This window comes from Azorhizophilus paspali, assembly GCF_043587585.2.
In the GTDB taxonomy this organism is placed as follows: domain Bacteria; phylum Pseudomonadota; class Gammaproteobacteria; order Pseudomonadales; family Pseudomonadaceae; genus Azotobacter; species Azotobacter paspali.
Window position 1 is genome coordinate 251,890 of the sequence record NZ_CP171449.1, and the last position, 14,987, is coordinate 266,876.

The following is a 14,987-nucleotide window of genomic DNA, read 5'->3' on the forward strand; positions in this document are numbered from 1 at the left end:
TCGCCCCCGTCAGATCCCCAGAGCCGCGCGTTTTCCGGCGATGTGCGCGATCATCCAGTCGGCGGCGCCTTTGGGCTCCAGCTCCACCCGTACCACGGCGCCGGTCAATTCCTGCAGGTCCTCGGTGAGCAGCTTGGTGACCATCGGGCCGCCGAGGATGCGCGGCGCCGGAGCGATGTGGCAGGACACGCCGAGCGCTAGGAAGGAGCCGCCGATGGACACGGCCTTTTCCTGTACCAGTTCCGGCGCCGAGCCCACCGCGGGCAACTGGCCGACCTTGACGCCGAGGCGTTTGGCCAGGGCCACCATCAGGTCGACGATGCGCGAGTTGTCGACGCAGGCGCCCATGTGCCAGACCGGCGGCAGCGGACCGTCGAGGCCGGCGGCCTTGCCCAGCACTTCGAGCACTGCCTTGAGACCGTCGCCGCAGTAGCGGTAAGTAGCCTCGCTGGTCATCAGGCCGTCCTGGGCGCAGATGTGCGCGGTGCAGCCGGTGGTCAGCACCAGCACGTTCTGGCGCAGCAGATGCTTGACCATTTCCTCGGTCATGGCGTTGTCGCGGAACTTGATGCTCGAGCAGCCGACCACTCCGACGAAGCCGAAGATATTGCCGTTAGCCACGTTGTCGATCACCGGCTTGAGCGGGTCCTCGGCATCCAGCTTGGCGAGCAGGTCGACGATGGCTTCCACCGACAGGCCGGCCACCGCTGTGCTCTTGTGCCGGGGAATGTCGACCGGCTTGCCGCGCCGGCGGCGGAAGGCGTCGATGGCCTTCTGCACGATCTCGCGGGCGCTCTCGTCGGCGTGGTGCGGCTCGAAGGGAATGTGGATGGCATCGGGAATCCGCACCATTGCATCGGTGGTGATGAACGCCGTGTCGAAGCACTTGGCGACCTGCGCGAGCTGCGGCCAGATGCACTGGATGTCCACCACCATGGCGTCGACCGCGCCGGTGGTAAGGATCAGCTCGGTCTGCGAGTTGTGCGCCGCCAGCTTGACGCCGTGGCGCATGCTCAGCTCGTTGCCGGTGCAGCACACGCCGACCACGTTGATGCGCTCGGCACCGGCGGCGATGGCGTCGCCCTCCAGTTTCTCGGCCCATTCGAGGATCTTTTCCGAAAGCACCGGGTTGTGGCCGTGGGCGGCGACGTTGACGCTGTTCTCTTCGAGCACGCCGACGGCGGCCTCGGTCACCGCGATCTCCGGCACGCCGAACAGGATGTCTTGCAGGTCGACGCACAGGGTCAGGCCGGTCCAGCCGTCGATCAGACTCATCTTCAGCACGCGCAGCATCAACGAGAGCGGATCGGCGTCGTTGCCCATCGAGGTGGCGTGCATCGCCGTCTCGATCTCGTTGTGCGGGTTGGAGTACATCAGCCCCAGGTCGCTCCACAGCGCCTGCTCCTCGGCCGGTGCGCGCTTGCTCATCCAGTTGTTGGGCAACTCGTCCTGGCGGCCGAAATCCTCCAGGGCGATGTTCACCAAGTCGCGGCAGATGTCGTTGACCTCGCGGCCCTCGGTCGGCACGCCGAAGGTCTTGGCCAGGGCCATCACCTTGGATACGCCCTTGATCTGGTAGGGCGCCTTGCCGTTCAGCGCGTCGCGCAGGGTCAGCAGCACGTGGCGGGCATGGCCGACGTGCGAGGCGGTACCGCCCACGGTGTCGCGCAGCAGGTTGCGGGCGACCATGGCGTCGGGGGTCAGGCCGCACACGCCGGTCTTCGGGCCGTTGCCGAAGGGATCGATGCGGCACGGGCCCATGTAGCAGATGCGGCAGCAGGTGCCCAGCTCGCCGAAGCCGCACTGCGGGCTCATGACCTCCAGGCGGTCGCGGGCGGTGGCGAAGCCTCTGTCGCCGGCGACCTTGAGCAGGGCGCCCTCGATGACGGGAAGCGTGGTATCGGCCATATCAGTGGGTTCTCTTCAAAGATCGCAGGATGTCCATGCCGTTGGGTTCGTCCGCCTGGCCGCCGCAGATGGCCGCCCTGGCCGTCGCCTGGCGGCGTTCCGCGGCGAATTCTTCCGGCGTGAGATAGAGGAGGGTGCCGGTCGGGCAGGCCGCTACGCAGGCCGGCGCCTCGCCCTTGGCCGTGCGCTCGGGGCAGCGGTCGCATTTCAGCGCCTTCTTGCCGACCGGATCGGCGGTCACCCCGCCGAAGGGGCAGACGACCACGCACATCCAGCAACCGATGCACTTGTCGGCATCGGAAAACACCGCGTCGCAGCCGTCGCGCTGCATCGCCCCGGTCGGGCAGGCGGTGACGCAGGCGGCATCGCTGCAATGTTGGCAGCGCGACGGGTAGCTGTAGGCACCGACGCCTTCCACGTTGATCCGCCGCTGCGGCGGCGGCGTCTCGAGGATGGCGCCGGCCAGGGTTTTCGACCGGGAGTGTTCGACCGCGCAGGCGATTTCGCACGATTTGCAGGCGACGCACTTCTCGGCCACGGTGAAGATGGTCTTGGACATCGGCATCACTCCTGTGCCACGGGGGGCGCCGGTCTTTCCCTGGCCTGGCGGGTCCGGCAGTGACAGTGGATTATCAACGTAAGGCTCCTCTCGGGTCGGCGGCTCGGCCGCGGACGAGGCAATTTTGGAAGGACGATAGCGAAGCGGACCGCGCCTGTCTGTCGGCTGGCCGACACTGGCCCGGAGTCGGGGATGAACGGGGGAGAGAGCGGCTCGTTTCGGGTGGGGAGCCCGAAAGCACGAAGGCCCCCGTACGCCATGTACGGGGGCCTTCGTCGAAATGGTGCCCAGGGACGGAATCGAACCGCCGACACGGGGATTTTCAATCCCCTGCTCTACCGACTGAGCTACCTGGGCGAATGGGCGTTGCGACTGCGGGAGTACCACTTGGCGGGAAGTGGTGCCCAGGGACGGAATCGAACCGCCGACACGGGGATTTTCAATCCCCTGCTCTACCGACTGAGCTACCTGGGCAACAACGGCCGGCATTAAACCTTCTTGACGCCGGAGCGTCAACTGTGGCCGGCTAAAAAATTAGCTTTTTTAAGCGGTTAGCGCGGCGCCGCGAGTGGTTCGGGGCTTCACTCCTTCGGCTGCACGTAGCTCTCGGCCTGGGCGTATTCCTCGCCGGAGAGGAACTTCTCCATTTCCGCCTGCAGGAACTTGCGGTCCTCGGCGTTCATCATGTTCAGCCGACGCTCGTTGATCAGCATGGTCTGGTGCTTCTGCCATTCGTCCCAGGCCTGCCTGGAAACGTTGTTGTAGATGTCCTCGCCCTTGGGGCCCGGGTAGGGCGGGCGGTCGAGGCCGGGCAGTTCCTCTTTGTACTTGCGGCAATGCACGGTGCGGGTCATGGGCTTCTCCTCGAAATCGGCCGGTCCGCCGGGGGCTGCAGTTCGCCCTGGGCGCGTTTGAGCAGTTTCTTCACCGGGGCGGCGAGGCCCAGGCGCGGCGGCGCGGCGAGGTTATACCAGAGCCAGTCGGCTTCGGCCACGGCGGAGCCGGCGCTTTCCACTGTGACCAGCCAGGGTTCGATGGCTAACTGGAAATGGCTAAAGGTGTGGGTCAGGCCCGGCAGCGCGCGGCGCTCGCCGAGATGCAGGGCATGGCGGGCAGCGAGGGGTTCGAGGGCTGCCAGGTTGTCCAGTTCCGGCAGGCTCCAGAGCCCGCCCCAGAGCCCGCTGGACGGGCGCCGGTAGAGCAGGATGGCGCCATCGCGGCTGGCCAGCAGCGGCATCAGGGTGCGCTTGCGCGGTAGTTCTCGGCGCGGCCTGGGCGTCGGGTAGTCGGTCTCGCGGCCGAGCAGGTGGGCGCGGCAGCCGCTCGCCAGCGGGCAGAGCAGGCAGCTCGGGCGCGTACGGGTGCAGAGGGTGGCGCCGAGGTCCATCATCGCCTGGGTGTAGTGGTTGACCCGTGCCTCGGGAGTGAGGCGTTCGGCGGCTTCCCACAGGCGCTTCGCCGCCCTGGGCTCGCCGGGATGGCCGTCCTCGGCCAGGTAGCGGGCCAGCACGCGCTTGACGTTGCCGTCGAGGATCGGCGCGCGCAGCCCCATGCCGATGCTGGCGATGGCGCCGGCGGTGGAGCGGCCGATTCCGGGCAGTTCGGCGAGGGCCTCCACCGAGCGGGGGAATTCGCCGGCATGCTCGGCGACCAGGATCTTCGCAGTCTTGTGCAGGTTGCGCGCACGGCTGTAGTAGCCGAGTCCGGTCCACAGGTGCAGCACCTCGTCCTCGGGTGCCGCGGCCAAAGTCTGCACCGTCGGCAGGGCGGCCATGAAACGCTCGTAGTAACCGAGCACGGTGGCGACCTGGGTCTGCTGTAGCATGATTTCCGAGACCCATACCCGGTAGGGGGTGATGTCCCGCTGCCAGGGTAGGTCCTTGCGGCCGTGATCGTCGTACCAGGCGAGCACGGCGCTGCCGAATTGCTCAGGAGTCATCGGTTAAACAGCCCCTTTAGCGCATCCTTGAGTTCCGGGCTGACCTTGTCGCCGAGTTTTTCTTCGAGCTTCTCGTTGAGCTTCTCGCCGGCCAGCTTGGCGGCGATCTGGCGCAGGCCGTCACGGTCCAGGCGGCAGGCCTTGGCGCCCAGTTCCAGCGGGCCGCGGCAGCGGACCGGCCATTCCAGGCCGACATAGCGCTCGTTGACCTGGCAGGCGGCATCGGGCATGGCGCGCCTGTCGCCTTCGATGATCACGCCGATGCGGTAGTTCATGCCGAGCACGCGCAGGTCCAGGTCGCCGTTGCCGTTGACCGTCAAGCCGGGAATGCGCGCCTTGAGGTCGGGGTTGCTGGCAACGCCGTTGGTAAAGCGCAAGTTGCCCTTGAGTTCCTCGAAGGGTGTGTCCTTGGCCTTGGGCGGATTGTTCAGGCCTTTGCGGTTGAGGGTGGCGATGGCCAGGCAGAGCTGCTGTTCGAGGTTGGCTTCGGGCAGTACGCCTTTGTGGAGGGCGAAGCTGGCCGTGCCGTTGAGCCCTTCGATCCAGGCCTTTTGGCTGTTGCCGCGGGTTTCCAGGTCGGCATTCAGGTCGAGCTGGCCCTTGATGGGCGGCGTTTCCTTGTCTTCCGTCTGGATGAATTTCTCCACCGGAATCTGGCTGAGGCGCTGCTGCAGGTTCAGCAAGGGCGTAGACGGACGGGCGTCGAGGCTGGCCTGCGTCTCGAAGCCGCCGCCGAAGAGTTCGCCGCGCAGGCTCTGCAGGGTCAGCAGGCCGTCCTTGGCGCTGGCCTGCAGGTGGGCGTTGCCGACCGGCAGGCGCTCGATGGTCAACTGGCCGACGTCGAGGCTGGCCTGCAGGTCCAGTTTGCGCAGGGTGTCGACCGGCAGCACGGGGTCTTCGCTCCAGGCCTGCTGGGTGGGGGCATCGGGCAGCGGGGTATCGCTGTTCTGGATGGCGCTGGCCACGGCACCCTTGACTTCGGCCTGGCGCGCGGCGCCGGTGGCCTCCCGCTTCTCGCTCTTCGGCGCCAGGTAGCGGTCGAGGTCCAGCTTATCGCCCTTGAGCTGTACGCGCAGGGCCTGGCGGGCGAGGTCGGCGACGGCGATGCGGCCGGTGAACTGGCTGTCGTCCAGCTTCAGGTCGAGCTTGTCGAAGGCCACGGCGCTCGGCGAGCCGCCCAACTGGGTAGTCAGTTCGAGGCGGGTCAGGCTGGCGGGATCGGCCGTCGCCGGTAGCTCCTGGCCGAGGCCGGCGAAAAATTCGCGTGGGTTGAACTGGGCGATGGACAGGCCGCCGCTCAGTTGCGGAGTCTTGTCCAGCTCGCGCACTTTCAGTTCACCGATGGCGCGTAACTGGTTGGCACTTAGCTTCAGGCCGTTCCATTCGGCTACCTGGGCGGCCAGGTCGGCGAGCAGTTCGCCCTGAGCGGCGAAGTTCAGGCTCTTGCCCTTGAGCGGTTCGCCCGAGGCTTCGCCGGACAGCCGGGCGTTGCCCAACTGGAAGCGCTGGAGTGCGGAGTCGAAGCGCAGCACGCCCTCGATATCGGTGCGCGCGCGCATGACCGGCTGGTTGCTGCCGAAGAAGGCGGTCAGCTTGAGGGGGATGTCGCTGTTCGGGCGTATCGCGCCGCTGTTGAGCTGGATGCTCTCGGCAGTGAATTTCTGGCCACTGCGTTCGTCCAGGTAGTCCACCCGGGCGTTGTTCAGCGCCAGGCTGTCGATGTCTAGGCGCAGCGCCCGGGCGCTACCCGCATCGGCCGCGGCGGGCGCTTCGGCCGGTACCGTGTCCGTCCCGGCGGTGGCTTCCGGCTGCTCGGCCATCCGTGCCGGACGGCCGATGTCTTCCCAGTTGCCGCGGCCCTGCTTGTCGCGGCGCAGGTGCAGTTCGAGGCCGTCGACGCGGATATCGCTCATTTGGATCTCCCGGCGTAGCAGCGGCAGCACCCGTACCGATAGGCCGATCATGTCTAAGTCGGCGAACGGCTGGTCGGGGGTGCGGGCGCTGGCCACGCTGGTCTGTTGCAACTGCAGGCCTAGCCAGGGGAAAAGACTCCAGCCAATGTCGCCGTTCAGGGTCAGTTCCAGATTGGCCTTGTCGCGGGCGAGCTGGCGGATTTCGTCCTTGTAATCGTTGGGATCGAACAAGTGGGTAAGTGCGAAGCCGAGGGCGACGACGACCAGCAGCAGCCCGAGGACGAGCAGGCCAAGGATTTTGCCGAGTGTTTTCATGGGCGGAGTCCTTGTGGGGGCGATGGAGTTGGCCGTCGAGTATAACGACCGATCATGCCGGCACGAGCCATGCGTGTCCGGCGGCCGAGCACCGGCGCAAGCTCACATGGGGTCCAGCGGCAATTGGCTGCGGGCGGCCAGGGCCTGGCTTTGCAACTGGTCGACGGGGCCGGCCAGGCGCAGGGGTTTACCGGCCGCTTCGGCGAGGCGCTTGGCCTCGTCGAGCAGGCGGCGGGCGACGCCTCGGCCGCGGGTGATCCGCCGCACGCAGAGGTGCGACAGCCGCCAGCAATCATCGTTCCTTTCCAGCAGGGCGGCGCCGAGCAGGCGGTCGTTGAAGCGGCCGGCGATCAGCGTGCCGCGTTCGAGCCCGGCGGCGATCAGACGTTCGGCATCGGCATGCGGGGCCAGCAGCCAGCCGGGAGCGTCGGCGTAGATCTTCGCCAGGTCGAGGCGGTCCTGGGGGCTGGCGGCGGTGAGCGTTTCGACGTGGACAGGCATGGTTTTCGAAGACCTTGTCGTCTGCTGGATCGCTCAAGACGAACCAGTTCTACAATGGATGGATGCGCAGCATGGTTTCCGGCGGATAGGGCGGCCGACCATCGCCGGTCCGGGATAGAACGGCTCGATCAACGCCAGCAAGCCCGGCCATGGTATCACCTGTTTCTTCTCGGCGAGGAAACGCCCGTGCCGGCCCAGGGCAATCGCACGAAATGTCTTTCCGATACCGGACTGGAAAGATTGTGTGCCTGGTCGTTCCGGCGTGGTCTTCAAATCCGGTGCATCGGCTGCTTGCCGAGGGGCTGGATACTTCCTGTTTCGGCCCCCCGGCCGAGTCACTTTCTCTTTGCGCGCGCAAAGAGAAAGTAACCAAAGAGAAAGCGCGCCCGGTCATTCGGCCCCGGCTCGCCGGGGTTCCCTCGCTCCGGCGCCGCTCCGGGGGTCGTCGCACAAGGGGCATCCATGCCCCTCGTACGACTCTCGCCGCCTCCCCGCGGCTCGCCCCTCTACGCGCCGCCTGCGCTCGGCCTTCTGAACGGGAGTCGGGCTCCGGGTTGCCTGAAAGCGCTTTCGCTCTTGTGGCACGGCTTGTCAGGCCGCCCGGATGAGGGGGTGGCCTTCTTTTTGGTTACTTTTTCGTGGCCAGGTAAGAAAAAGTGACTCGGCCGGGGGGGCCGAAACAGGGACTGTCCGGCTACTCGGCAAGCAGCCATGCCAAGGCTCACACAATCTTTCCAGTCTGGTATCAGGCGAGCGCTTCATGCGATTGCCCTGCGTGCCGGCCCTGCCTGCGTTTGACGTACTCGACATCGGACGCTGCCTTCGGCTGATATCCGCGATATTCGCGCCGGTGCCTGCGTGAAAACGGCTTTATCGGGCTGGTAATCGACTCGACGTCAATCCGGGTCGGCAGCGCCGCCAAGGGGGCTGGAAAAGAGGGACGCAAGAGCTGCAGCGCCAATGTCCCGGCCGAGGCCTCGCCCTGCCTTTATAAAAGAAATGAAAGCCTTGATAGCTCACGCTCAACACGGATGAGCTTAAAGGGCAGTGTGAGCTTTGCTCACAGAGTGCCCTTGTATCAGGTGATATTGCTGTTAGTTATTTTATTGAGTGCCTTTTAGATAAAGGCTGAATCCAAGCAAGGCGCAAAAGATTTATTGGTAGTAGTCATCAATAATCTGCACGGATTTTTCTTGCAGATTACGGTCAATCCAAGAGTGATCCTGTTCACCTTTAACAATCTTACTGATGGCGCTGGCTTCGGCGTCGTTCTTCTTTTTCGATTGTTCGGCTACTTGTTTGGCGGTGGAGGGCTCAATAACAACAATACCATCATCATCACCAATTAAAATATCTCCGGGTCTGACAACGATACCGCCAATATTGACTGGAGTATTAATTTCACCGGGGCCATCTTTATAGGGGCCGGCAGGAGTTACACCGGCAGCGTAAACCGGAATATCTGTTTGTTCGGTTAGATATTTATAATCGCGGACAGCCCCATCTACAATAATGCCCGCCAGTTTGCGCTGAATAGCGGTGCGCACCATCTGCTCGCCAATAATGGCATTGTTTAAATCACCTCGGGCATCAATCACGATAATGTCGCCGGGTTGGGCCATTTGTATGGCTTTATGGGCCATGAGGTTATCGTCCGGCCGAGTTTTTACCGTGAAAGCCACACCCAGTAGGTTGTTTTTGCTAATTTTTTTGATGCGGGCATCCACAACCCTGGTGCGACTGACCATATCAGAAATATTGGCTACAGGCAGACCGCGGAAACTTTCGACCAGCTCTTGGTTGGGGCGGTTGACCTTGGTGAAAATTCTAAAGCCTACTTTGGGCTCCACATTAGGGGTACTGGTATCTGCTGCTATTAAAGGAGCAGAAGAGCAAAGTAATAGTGCGCCACAGAGAGCAGTCTTAACCATTGTTTTATTCATCTAGAATTTGCCTTGGAAAGTAATTGTTTTAGGGCGCAGGTTTTTTAGGGCATCTATACTTTGAATCCCGGCTTAGTATTTCTCAAGTCCTTATAGAAATGAAAGAGCTTTTTACGTCGATACTGCATTCGGGAGCGGATCGAGAGGAGTCCACCGACTTGGACTGTCCGGCACGGGTTGCCACCCGCAAACCCGTGGTCAATTGCGCGCCGCGCCAGGTCATACCCCTGTTTACCGGGAAGTGGCTCCGCATGCCTCGACTACTGGGCACATCTAAAAACTACCTGCGTGGTCATCGCTGCGTTAAAAACAGGCTCAAAATGCTCATTTACAGCGCGTAAACTCCGCTTTTTCGCCTGTTTTTGCCTTGCGCTGATTGCCTCGCCTACGTTTTTAGAGGTGCCCTACTGGCCGGGCGGCCAGTGCCGTACGGGTGAGGCGTGGCGTTGGCGCGGACCCTGCGCAATGTGGAGGTTCGCAGCTTGGAGGAGCCGTTTGCCCGCCCCATGGGCCCCCCTCCTTAAGCATAAGAAGGCGATCGTTTTATTGATTCATGTCAACGAAAGCGGTAGCTTCTGTCCCAAGGGAGACGAAACAGCGGCGATAACGGCGCCACATTTCGTCTCGATTGAATCGACTGGTAACGACCGCTCGTCTCGCTCTGAGGGAACCGCCATGAAAAAATTCGGAATGTTGGCTCTGACCATCGGCATGCTCAACGTCGGCACTGTCAACGCCGCGGAAATCGTCCGGGAAGTGACGAGCGAGACTTCGGGGCAGGCCACGGGCGGCATGAGCGGCATGATGGCCGGCTCCGTCGGCGGGCCGATCGGTGCGGTGATCGGCGCGGGCCTCGGCGCGCTGTTCGGCGGTTCCGGCCAGAAGGCCCTGGGTGCCAGCGAGCGCATCTACCTGGTGCGCACCGACAGCGGCGAACTGAAGGAATACCGTTCGCCAAACTACGTCTTCGCCGAAGGCGACAAGGTGGTGATCTACGGCAACCGCCCGCGTCCCTACGGCTGGACTCCGGAAACCGCCGAGGCCTTCGCTTACAACGGTCGCTGATTCCCACGACAGCCGCCAGGTCGAAACACCGAACCCCCGCCACACCGGCGGGGGTTCTTTTTTTGGGACGCCGGGTATGGCGTGCAGCGTCGCGACCGGCGCTGTTCGGTGCCCTGTGGCCCGGAAATGCGGCTGCCTGCGCGAGCGATCCGTTGATCTGCTGCGTGGGGCGAGGCATCGCGCGGATCGGACCGGTACCGCGAAGCTGGGCGGGGTACTTCGAGTCGAGCCGAAGCGAACGGCCACTGGCGGGCTGGACGGCTTATCCGGCTCCGGGGTTTGCGCCTATAATGACGCCTTTTCGTCCCACGACTAGCGGAGCTGTGGATGGCCGAACGTACGGCTTGCGTCGAGCGCAACACCCTGGAGACCCGGATCAAGGTCTCGGTCAACCTGGACGGCACCGGCAAGACCCGGTTCGCCACCGGCGTGCCCTTTCTCGAGCACATGCTCGACCAGATCGCCCGCCACGGCCTGATCGACCTGGATATCGAGTGCCAAGGCGACCTGCACATCGACGACCACCATACCGTGGAAGATGTCGGCATCACGCTCGGCCAGGCCTTCGCCAGGGCCATCGGCGACAAGAAGGGCATCGTCCGCTACGGCCATTCCTACGTGCCGCTGGACGAGGCGCTGTCGAGAGTGGTGGTGGACTTCTCCGGCCGCCCGGGCCTGTCGATGCAGGTGCCCTACACCCGCGCGCGGGTCGGCAGCTTCGACGTGGACCTGTTCCAGGAGTTTTTCCAGGGCTTCGTCAATCACGCCCAGGTGACCCTGCACATCGACAACCTGCGTGGCAGCAATACCCATCACCAGATCGAGACGGTGTTCAAGGCCTTCGGCCGCGCCCTGCGCATGGCCGTCGAGCCCGACCCGCGCATGGCCGGGCAGACGCCCTCCACCAAGGGGTGCCTGTGATGCAGACGGTAGCCGTGATCGACTATGGCATGGGCAACCTGCACTCGGTGGCCAAGGCGCTGGAGCACGTCGGCGCCGGCAGGGTGCTGATCACCAGCGACGCCCAGGTGATCCGCGAGGCCGACCGGGTGGTGTTTCCCGGTGTCGGCGCGATCCGCGACTGCATGGCCGAGATCCGTCGCCTGGGCTTCGACGCCCTGGTCCGCGAGGTGAGCGCCGACCGACCGTTCCTCGGCATCTGCGTCGGCATGCAGGCGTTGCTGGAGCATAGCGAGGAGAACGGCGGGGTCGACTGCATCGGCCTGTTTCCCGGCCGAGTGCGCTTTTTCGGCAAGGATCTGATCGAGGGCGGCGAGCATCTCAAGGTGCCGCATATGGGCTGGAACGAGGTCGCGCAGAGCGTCGACCATCCGCTCTGGCACAGCATCCCGGACCGCGGCCGCTTCTATTTCGTGCACAGCTACTACATCGAGGCCGGCAATCCGCGCCAGGTGGTCGGGCGCGGCCACTACGGGGTCGACTTCGCCGCCGCGCTGGCCGAGGGCTCGCGCTTCGCCGTGCAGTTCCACCCGGAAAAGAGCCATACCCACGGCCTGCAACTGTTGCAGAACTTCGCCGCTTGGGATGGGCGCTGGTAGATGGGCCGGATCAAGACCCCGGTTCTCTCCCTAAATGCCGCGCAGGAGCAGGCCGCGTTGCTGATTCTCAAGCGTTTCCTGGCCGATCGCTTCGAACTCGAGCTGGGCTCGTTCGAAGTGCAGGAGTTGCTGGATCTGTTCGGCCGGGAAATTGCTCCACACTACTACAACAAGGCGATCTTCGATGTTCAGGCGCACCTGAAGGATAGGTTCGAGAGTATCGAAAGCGACTTGTGGGCGCTCGAGAAAAGCTGACCCTTTCGAATTTTGAGACTTGAGCAGGTTCAACCGATGCTGATCATTCCCGCAATCGACCTCAAGGACGGCGCCTGCGTGCGCCTGCGGCAGGGCCGCATGGACGATTCCACGGTGTTCTCCGACGACCCGGTGGCCATGGCCGCCAGATGGGTCGAAGCCGGCTGCCGCCGCCTGCACCTGGTCGACCTCAACGGCGCCTTCGAGGGCCAGCCGATCAACGGCGAAGTGGTCACCGCCATTGCCCGGCGCTACCCGAATTTGCCGATCCAGATCGGCGGCGGCATACGTTCGCTGGAGACCATCGAGCACTACGTGAAGGCGGGCGTCGGCTACGTGATCGTCGGCACCAAGGCGGTCAAGCAGCCGGAGTTCGTCGGAGAAGCCTGCCGCGCCTTTCCCGGCAAGGTGATCGTCGGCCTGGACGCCAGGGAAGGCTTCGTCGCCACCGACGGCTGGGCCGAAGTCAGCAGCGTGCAGGTCGTCGACCTGGCCAGGCGCTTCGAGGCTGACGGCGTGTCCGCTATCGTCTACACGGATATCGCCAAGGACGGCATGATGCAGGGCTGCAATGTCGAGGCCACCGCCGCCCTGGCCGCCGCCACGCGCATCCCGGTGATCGCTTCCGGCGGCATCCACGACCTCGGCGACATCCGCAAGCTGCTGGATACCCGTGCTTCGGGGATCGTCGGCGCCATCACCGGCCGCGCTATCTACGAGGGCACCCTGGACGTGGCCGAAGCCCAGGCGCTCTGTGACGGCTTCAAGGGCTGACAACGCGTAGGGTGGAAAACCGTGCAGCGTTTTCCATCGAATGACGGGGGACAAGCAGAGCGTTGTCCACCCTACTCAGAGAGGACACCACCATGGCGCTGGCCAAACGCATTATCCCCTGCCTCGACGTGGACAACGGCCGCGTGGTCAAGGGCGTCAGGTTCGAGAACATCCGCGACGCCGGAGATCCCGTCGAGATCGCCCAGCGCTACGACGAGCAGGGCGCTGACGAGATCACCTTCCTCGACATCACCGCCAGCCACGAGGGGCGCGACACCACCCTGCACACCGTCGAGCGCATGGCCAGCCAGGTGTTCATCCCGTTGACCGTCGGGGGCGGCGTGCGCACCGTACAGGATATTCGCAACCTGCTGAACGCTGGTGCCGACAAGGTATCGATCAACACCGCCGCGGTGTTCAACCCGGAGTTCGTCGGCGAGGCCGCCGGGCGCTTCGGCTCGCAGTGTATCGTGGTCGCCATCGACGCCAAGAAGGTGTCGGGGCCGGGCGAAGCGCCGCGCTGGAAAATCTTCACCCACGGCGGACGCAAGCCCACCGGGCTGGACGCGGTGGCCTGGGCGAAGAAGATGGAAGACTACGGCGCCGGTGAGATCCTGCTGACCAGCATGGACCAGGACGGCATGAAGAGTGGTTTCGACCTAGGTGTGACCCGCGCCATCAGCGAGGCGGTGGGCATCCCGGTGATCGCCTCGGGCGGTGTCGGCAACCTCGAACACCTGGCGGCCGGCATCCTCGAGGGCAAGGCCGATGCGGTGCTGGCGGCGAGCATCTTCCACTTCGGTGAGTACACGGTGCCGGAGGCCAAGGCCTATCTGGCCGGTCGCGGCATAGTGGTGCGCTGACAGCGGCAAGGAAGGCGCAGGCGCCTTCCTCCCGTTCGACGCCGGCCTGTTATTGCTGCAGTCCGCGGGTCAGGTTGAGGCCCTTAAGCAGGTTGAGCGCCTGGCTCAACTGGTAGTCGTCGTCCTGCGGACGCGCCTTGCCTTCCTGCCCGGCCTTGCCGCTGGGTTTGTCCGGCCCGCCGTTGCCGTTGCCCAGGTGGCCAGCCAGATCGGCCTCGCGCAGGTGTTCCGGCTGGGCGTCCTGGGTCAACTTGGCACGCTCCACCACGATGTCCGGCACTATGCCCTGAGCCTGGATCGAACGGCCGTTGGGGGTGAAGTAGAGAGCGGTGGTCAGCTTCAGGGCGCGGTCGTTGTTCAGCGGCAGCACGGTCTGCACCGAGCCCTTGCCGAAGCTGTCGGTGCCCATCAGCACCGACCGCTTGTGATCCTGCAGGGCGCCGGCGACGATTTCCGCGGCCGAAGCGCTGCCGCCGTTGATCAGCGTCACCATCGGTACGCCTTCGCTGGCGTCGGCCGGGTCAGCGGAGAAGCGCAGTTCGGAGTTGGCGATGCGGCCCTTGGTGTAGACGATCAGGCCCTTGGTGAGGAAATGGTCGGTCACCTCGACGGCCGACTGCAGCACGCCGCCGGGGTTGTTGCGCAGGTCTAGCACCAGGCCCTTCAGCTTCTGTCCGCCGTTCTCCTGCTTCAGGCGCGCCAGCGCCTTGCCGACTTCCTCGCCGCTGTTGACCTGGAACTGGGTGATGCGCAGGTAGCCGTAGCCGGACTCAAGCGACTGGCTCTTCACGCTCTTGACCTTGATCACCGCCCTGGTCAGGCTGACGTCGAACGGCCTGCTACCCTCCTTGCGCACCAGGGTCAGCTCGATCTTGCTGCCGGGCTTGCCGCGCATCTTGTCCACGGCTTCGAGCATGGACATGCCTTTGGTCGGCTGGCCGTCGATCTGGACGATCAGGTCGCCGGCCTCGATGCCGGCTTTGGCCGCCGGCGTGTCGTCGATCGGCGCGACCACCTTGAGCTGGTCGTCCTCCATGCCGACCTCGATGCCGAGGCCGCCGAACTCGCCGCTGGTGCTCTCCTGCAGGTCGAGGAATTCTTCGGGCTCGAGGTAGGCCGAGTGCGGATCGAGATTGCTGATCATGCCCTTGATGGCGTTTTCCAGCAGGGTCTTGTCGTCCACCGGCTCGACATAGGCGGCCTTGATGCGGTCCATGACCTCGGCGAAGGTGCGCAGCTCTTCGAGGGGCAGGAGGGGCTTGCTTCGCGTCTCGGCGGCCGGCGCGGGCGCCTCCTCGGCGCGCAGGAGGGGAGCGCCGAGCGCCAGGGCGGCGACCAGGGCCAGCGACAGGGGGCGGGGCAGGTACGGCATGAAAACGGACTCCTCGAGTGA

General features: G+C 64.5%; 14 protein-coding genes and 2 tRNA genes. 6 read left to right on the plus strand and 10 right to left on the minus strand.

What is annotated here, in order from left to right; translation table 11 throughout:
* Positions 1 to 9: 9 nt before the first annotated feature.
* From cooS to ACGI6K_RS01405, 9 genes are all read right to left on the minus strand, one after another.
* A complete protein-coding gene (gene cooS / locus ACGI6K_RS01365; protein WP_376943095.1) occupies positions 10 to 1,908 on the minus strand; it encodes an anaerobic carbon-monoxide dehydrogenase catalytic subunit in 1,899 nt (632 codons plus the stop codon).
* 1 nt (position 1,909) lies between these two features.
* Entirely contained in the window at positions 1,910 to 2,467 is a 558-nt protein-coding gene (locus ACGI6K_RS01370; protein ID WP_376943093.1) for a 4Fe-4S dicluster domain-containing protein, read from the minus strand.
* A gap of 281 nt (positions 2,468 to 2,748) precedes the next feature.
* Positions 2,749 to 2,824, minus strand: a tRNA-Phe gene (locus tag ACGI6K_RS01375).
* A gap of 41 nt (positions 2,825 to 2,865) precedes the next feature.
* A tRNA-Phe gene (locus tag ACGI6K_RS01380) sits at positions 2,866 to 2,941 on the minus strand.
* A 107-nt stretch (positions 2,942 to 3,048) separates the two neighbouring features.
* On the minus strand, positions 3,049 to 3,321 hold the full coding sequence (locus ACGI6K_RS01385; RefSeq protein ID WP_376943091.1) for an oxidative damage protection protein: 273 nt from the start codon (positions 3,319 to 3,321) through the stop codon (positions 3,049 to 3,051).
* A complete protein-coding gene (gene mutY / locus ACGI6K_RS01390) occupies positions 3,318 to 4,406 on the minus strand; it encodes an A/G-specific adenine glycosylase (protein ID WP_376943089.1) in 1,089 nt (362 codons plus the stop codon). The genes ACGI6K_RS01385 and mutY overlap by 4 nt, the downstream gene beginning before the upstream one ends.
* The gene (locus ACGI6K_RS01395; RefSeq protein ID WP_376943087.1) at positions 4,403 to 6,634 is read right to left on the minus strand and encodes an AsmA family protein; all 2,232 of its coding nucleotides are present in this window, start codon (positions 6,632 to 6,634) and stop codon (positions 4,403 to 4,405) included. The genes mutY and ACGI6K_RS01395 overlap by 4 nt, the downstream gene beginning before the upstream one ends.
* 102 nt (positions 6,635 to 6,736) lie before the next feature.
* Positions 6,737 to 7,135, minus strand: a complete 399-nt coding sequence (locus ACGI6K_RS01400) for an acetyl-CoA sensor PanZ family protein (RefSeq protein ID WP_376943085.1) — start codon at positions 7,133 to 7,135, stop codon at positions 6,737 to 6,739.
* A gap of 1,154 nt (positions 7,136 to 8,289) precedes the next feature.
* Positions 8,290 to 9,078: an RraA family protein gene (locus ACGI6K_RS01405; protein ID WP_376943083.1), complete on the minus strand. Its 789-nt coding sequence runs from the start codon at positions 9,076 to 9,078 to the stop codon at positions 8,290 to 8,292.
* A gap of 675 nt (positions 9,079 to 9,753) precedes the next feature.
* Between ACGI6K_RS01405 and ACGI6K_RS01410 the strand changes: the two genes are divergently transcribed.
* From ACGI6K_RS01410 to hisF, 6 genes are all read left to right on the plus strand, one after another.
* Positions 9,754 to 10,143 (plus strand): hypothetical protein, encoded by a 390-nt coding sequence (locus ACGI6K_RS01410; protein WP_376943081.1) that lies wholly within the window; start codon positions 9,754 to 9,756, stop codon positions 10,141 to 10,143.
* A gap of 327 nt (positions 10,144 to 10,470) precedes the next feature.
* Complete coding sequence (gene hisB / locus ACGI6K_RS01415) at positions 10,471 to 11,064, plus strand: imidazoleglycerol-phosphate dehydratase HisB (protein WP_376943079.1); 594 nt, start codon at positions 10,471 to 10,473, stop codon at positions 11,062 to 11,064.
* Positions 11,064 to 11,702 (plus strand): imidazole glycerol phosphate synthase subunit HisH, encoded by a 639-nt coding sequence (gene hisH / locus ACGI6K_RS01420; RefSeq protein WP_376943077.1) that lies wholly within the window; start codon positions 11,064 to 11,066, stop codon positions 11,700 to 11,702. The genes hisB and hisH overlap by 1 nt, the downstream gene beginning before the upstream one ends.
* Entirely contained in the window at positions 11,703 to 11,957 is a 255-nt protein-coding gene (locus tag ACGI6K_RS01425; RefSeq protein WP_376943075.1) for a DUF2164 domain-containing protein, read from the plus strand.
* Between the two features lie 36 nt (positions 11,958 to 11,993).
* On the plus strand, positions 11,994 to 12,731 hold the full coding sequence (hisA, locus tag ACGI6K_RS01430) for a 1-(5-phosphoribosyl)-5-[(5-phosphoribosylamino)methylideneamino]imidazole-4-carboxamide isomerase (RefSeq protein ID WP_376943073.1): 738 nt from the start codon (positions 11,994 to 11,996) through the stop codon (positions 12,729 to 12,731).
* Between the two features lie 92 nt (positions 12,732 to 12,823).
* Entirely contained in the window at positions 12,824 to 13,594 is a 771-nt protein-coding gene (hisF, locus tag ACGI6K_RS01435) for an imidazole glycerol phosphate synthase subunit HisF (protein WP_376943071.1), read from the plus strand.
* A gap of 49 nt (positions 13,595 to 13,643) precedes the next feature.
* Here the strand turns inward: hisF and ACGI6K_RS01440 are convergent, their stop codons facing one another.
* Complete coding sequence (locus ACGI6K_RS01440; protein WP_376943069.1) at positions 13,644 to 14,966, minus strand: S41 family peptidase; 1,323 nt, start codon at positions 14,964 to 14,966, stop codon at positions 13,644 to 13,646.
* Between the last annotated feature and the right edge of the window lie 21 nt (positions 14,967 to 14,987).

Excerpts from the sequence above, each read along its gene's own strand:
- cooS (WP_376943095.1), bottom strand. The coding sequence starts at position 1,908 with ATGGCCGATACCACGCTTCCCGTCATCGAGGGCGCCCTGCTCAAGGTC.
- ACGI6K_RS01370 (WP_376943093.1), bottom strand. The coding sequence starts at position 2,467 with ATGTCCAAGACCATCTTCACCGTGGCCGAGAAGTGCGTCGCCTGCAAA.
- ACGI6K_RS01385 (WP_376943091.1), bottom strand. The coding sequence starts at position 3,321 with ATGACCCGCACCGTGCATTGCCGCAAGTACAAAGAGGAACTGCCCGGC.
- mutY (WP_376943089.1), bottom strand. The coding sequence starts at position 4,406 with ATGACTCCTGAGCAATTCGGCAGCGCCGTGCTCGCCTGGTACGACGAT.
- ACGI6K_RS01395 (WP_376943087.1), bottom strand. The coding sequence starts at position 6,634 with ATGAAAACACTCGGCAAAATCCTTGGCCTGCTCGTCCTCGGGCTGCTG.
- ACGI6K_RS01400 (WP_376943085.1), bottom strand. The coding sequence starts at position 7,135 with ATGCCTGTCCACGTCGAAACGCTCACCGCCGCCAGCCCCCAGGACCGC.
- ACGI6K_RS01405 (WP_376943083.1), bottom strand. The coding sequence starts at position 9,078 with ATGAATAAAACAATGGTTAAGACTGCTCTCTGTGGCGCACTATTACTT.
- ACGI6K_RS01410 (WP_376943081.1), top strand. The coding sequence starts at position 9,754 with ATGAAAAAATTCGGAATGTTGGCTCTGACCATCGGCATGCTCAACGTC.
- hisB (WP_376943079.1), top strand. The coding sequence starts at position 10,471 with ATGGCCGAACGTACGGCTTGCGTCGAGCGCAACACCCTGGAGACCCGG.
- hisH (WP_376943077.1), top strand. The coding sequence starts at position 11,064 with ATGCAGACGGTAGCCGTGATCGACTATGGCATGGGCAACCTGCACTCG.
- ACGI6K_RS01425 (WP_376943075.1), top strand. The coding sequence starts at position 11,703 with ATGGGCCGGATCAAGACCCCGGTTCTCTCCCTAAATGCCGCGCAGGAG.
- hisA (WP_376943073.1), top strand. The coding sequence starts at position 11,994 with ATGCTGATCATTCCCGCAATCGACCTCAAGGACGGCGCCTGCGTGCGC.
- hisF (WP_376943071.1), top strand. The coding sequence starts at position 12,824 with ATGGCGCTGGCCAAACGCATTATCCCCTGCCTCGACGTGGACAACGGC.
- ACGI6K_RS01440 (WP_376943069.1), bottom strand. The coding sequence starts at position 14,966 with ATGCCGTACCTGCCCCGCCCCCTGTCGCTGGCCCTGGTCGCCGCCCTG.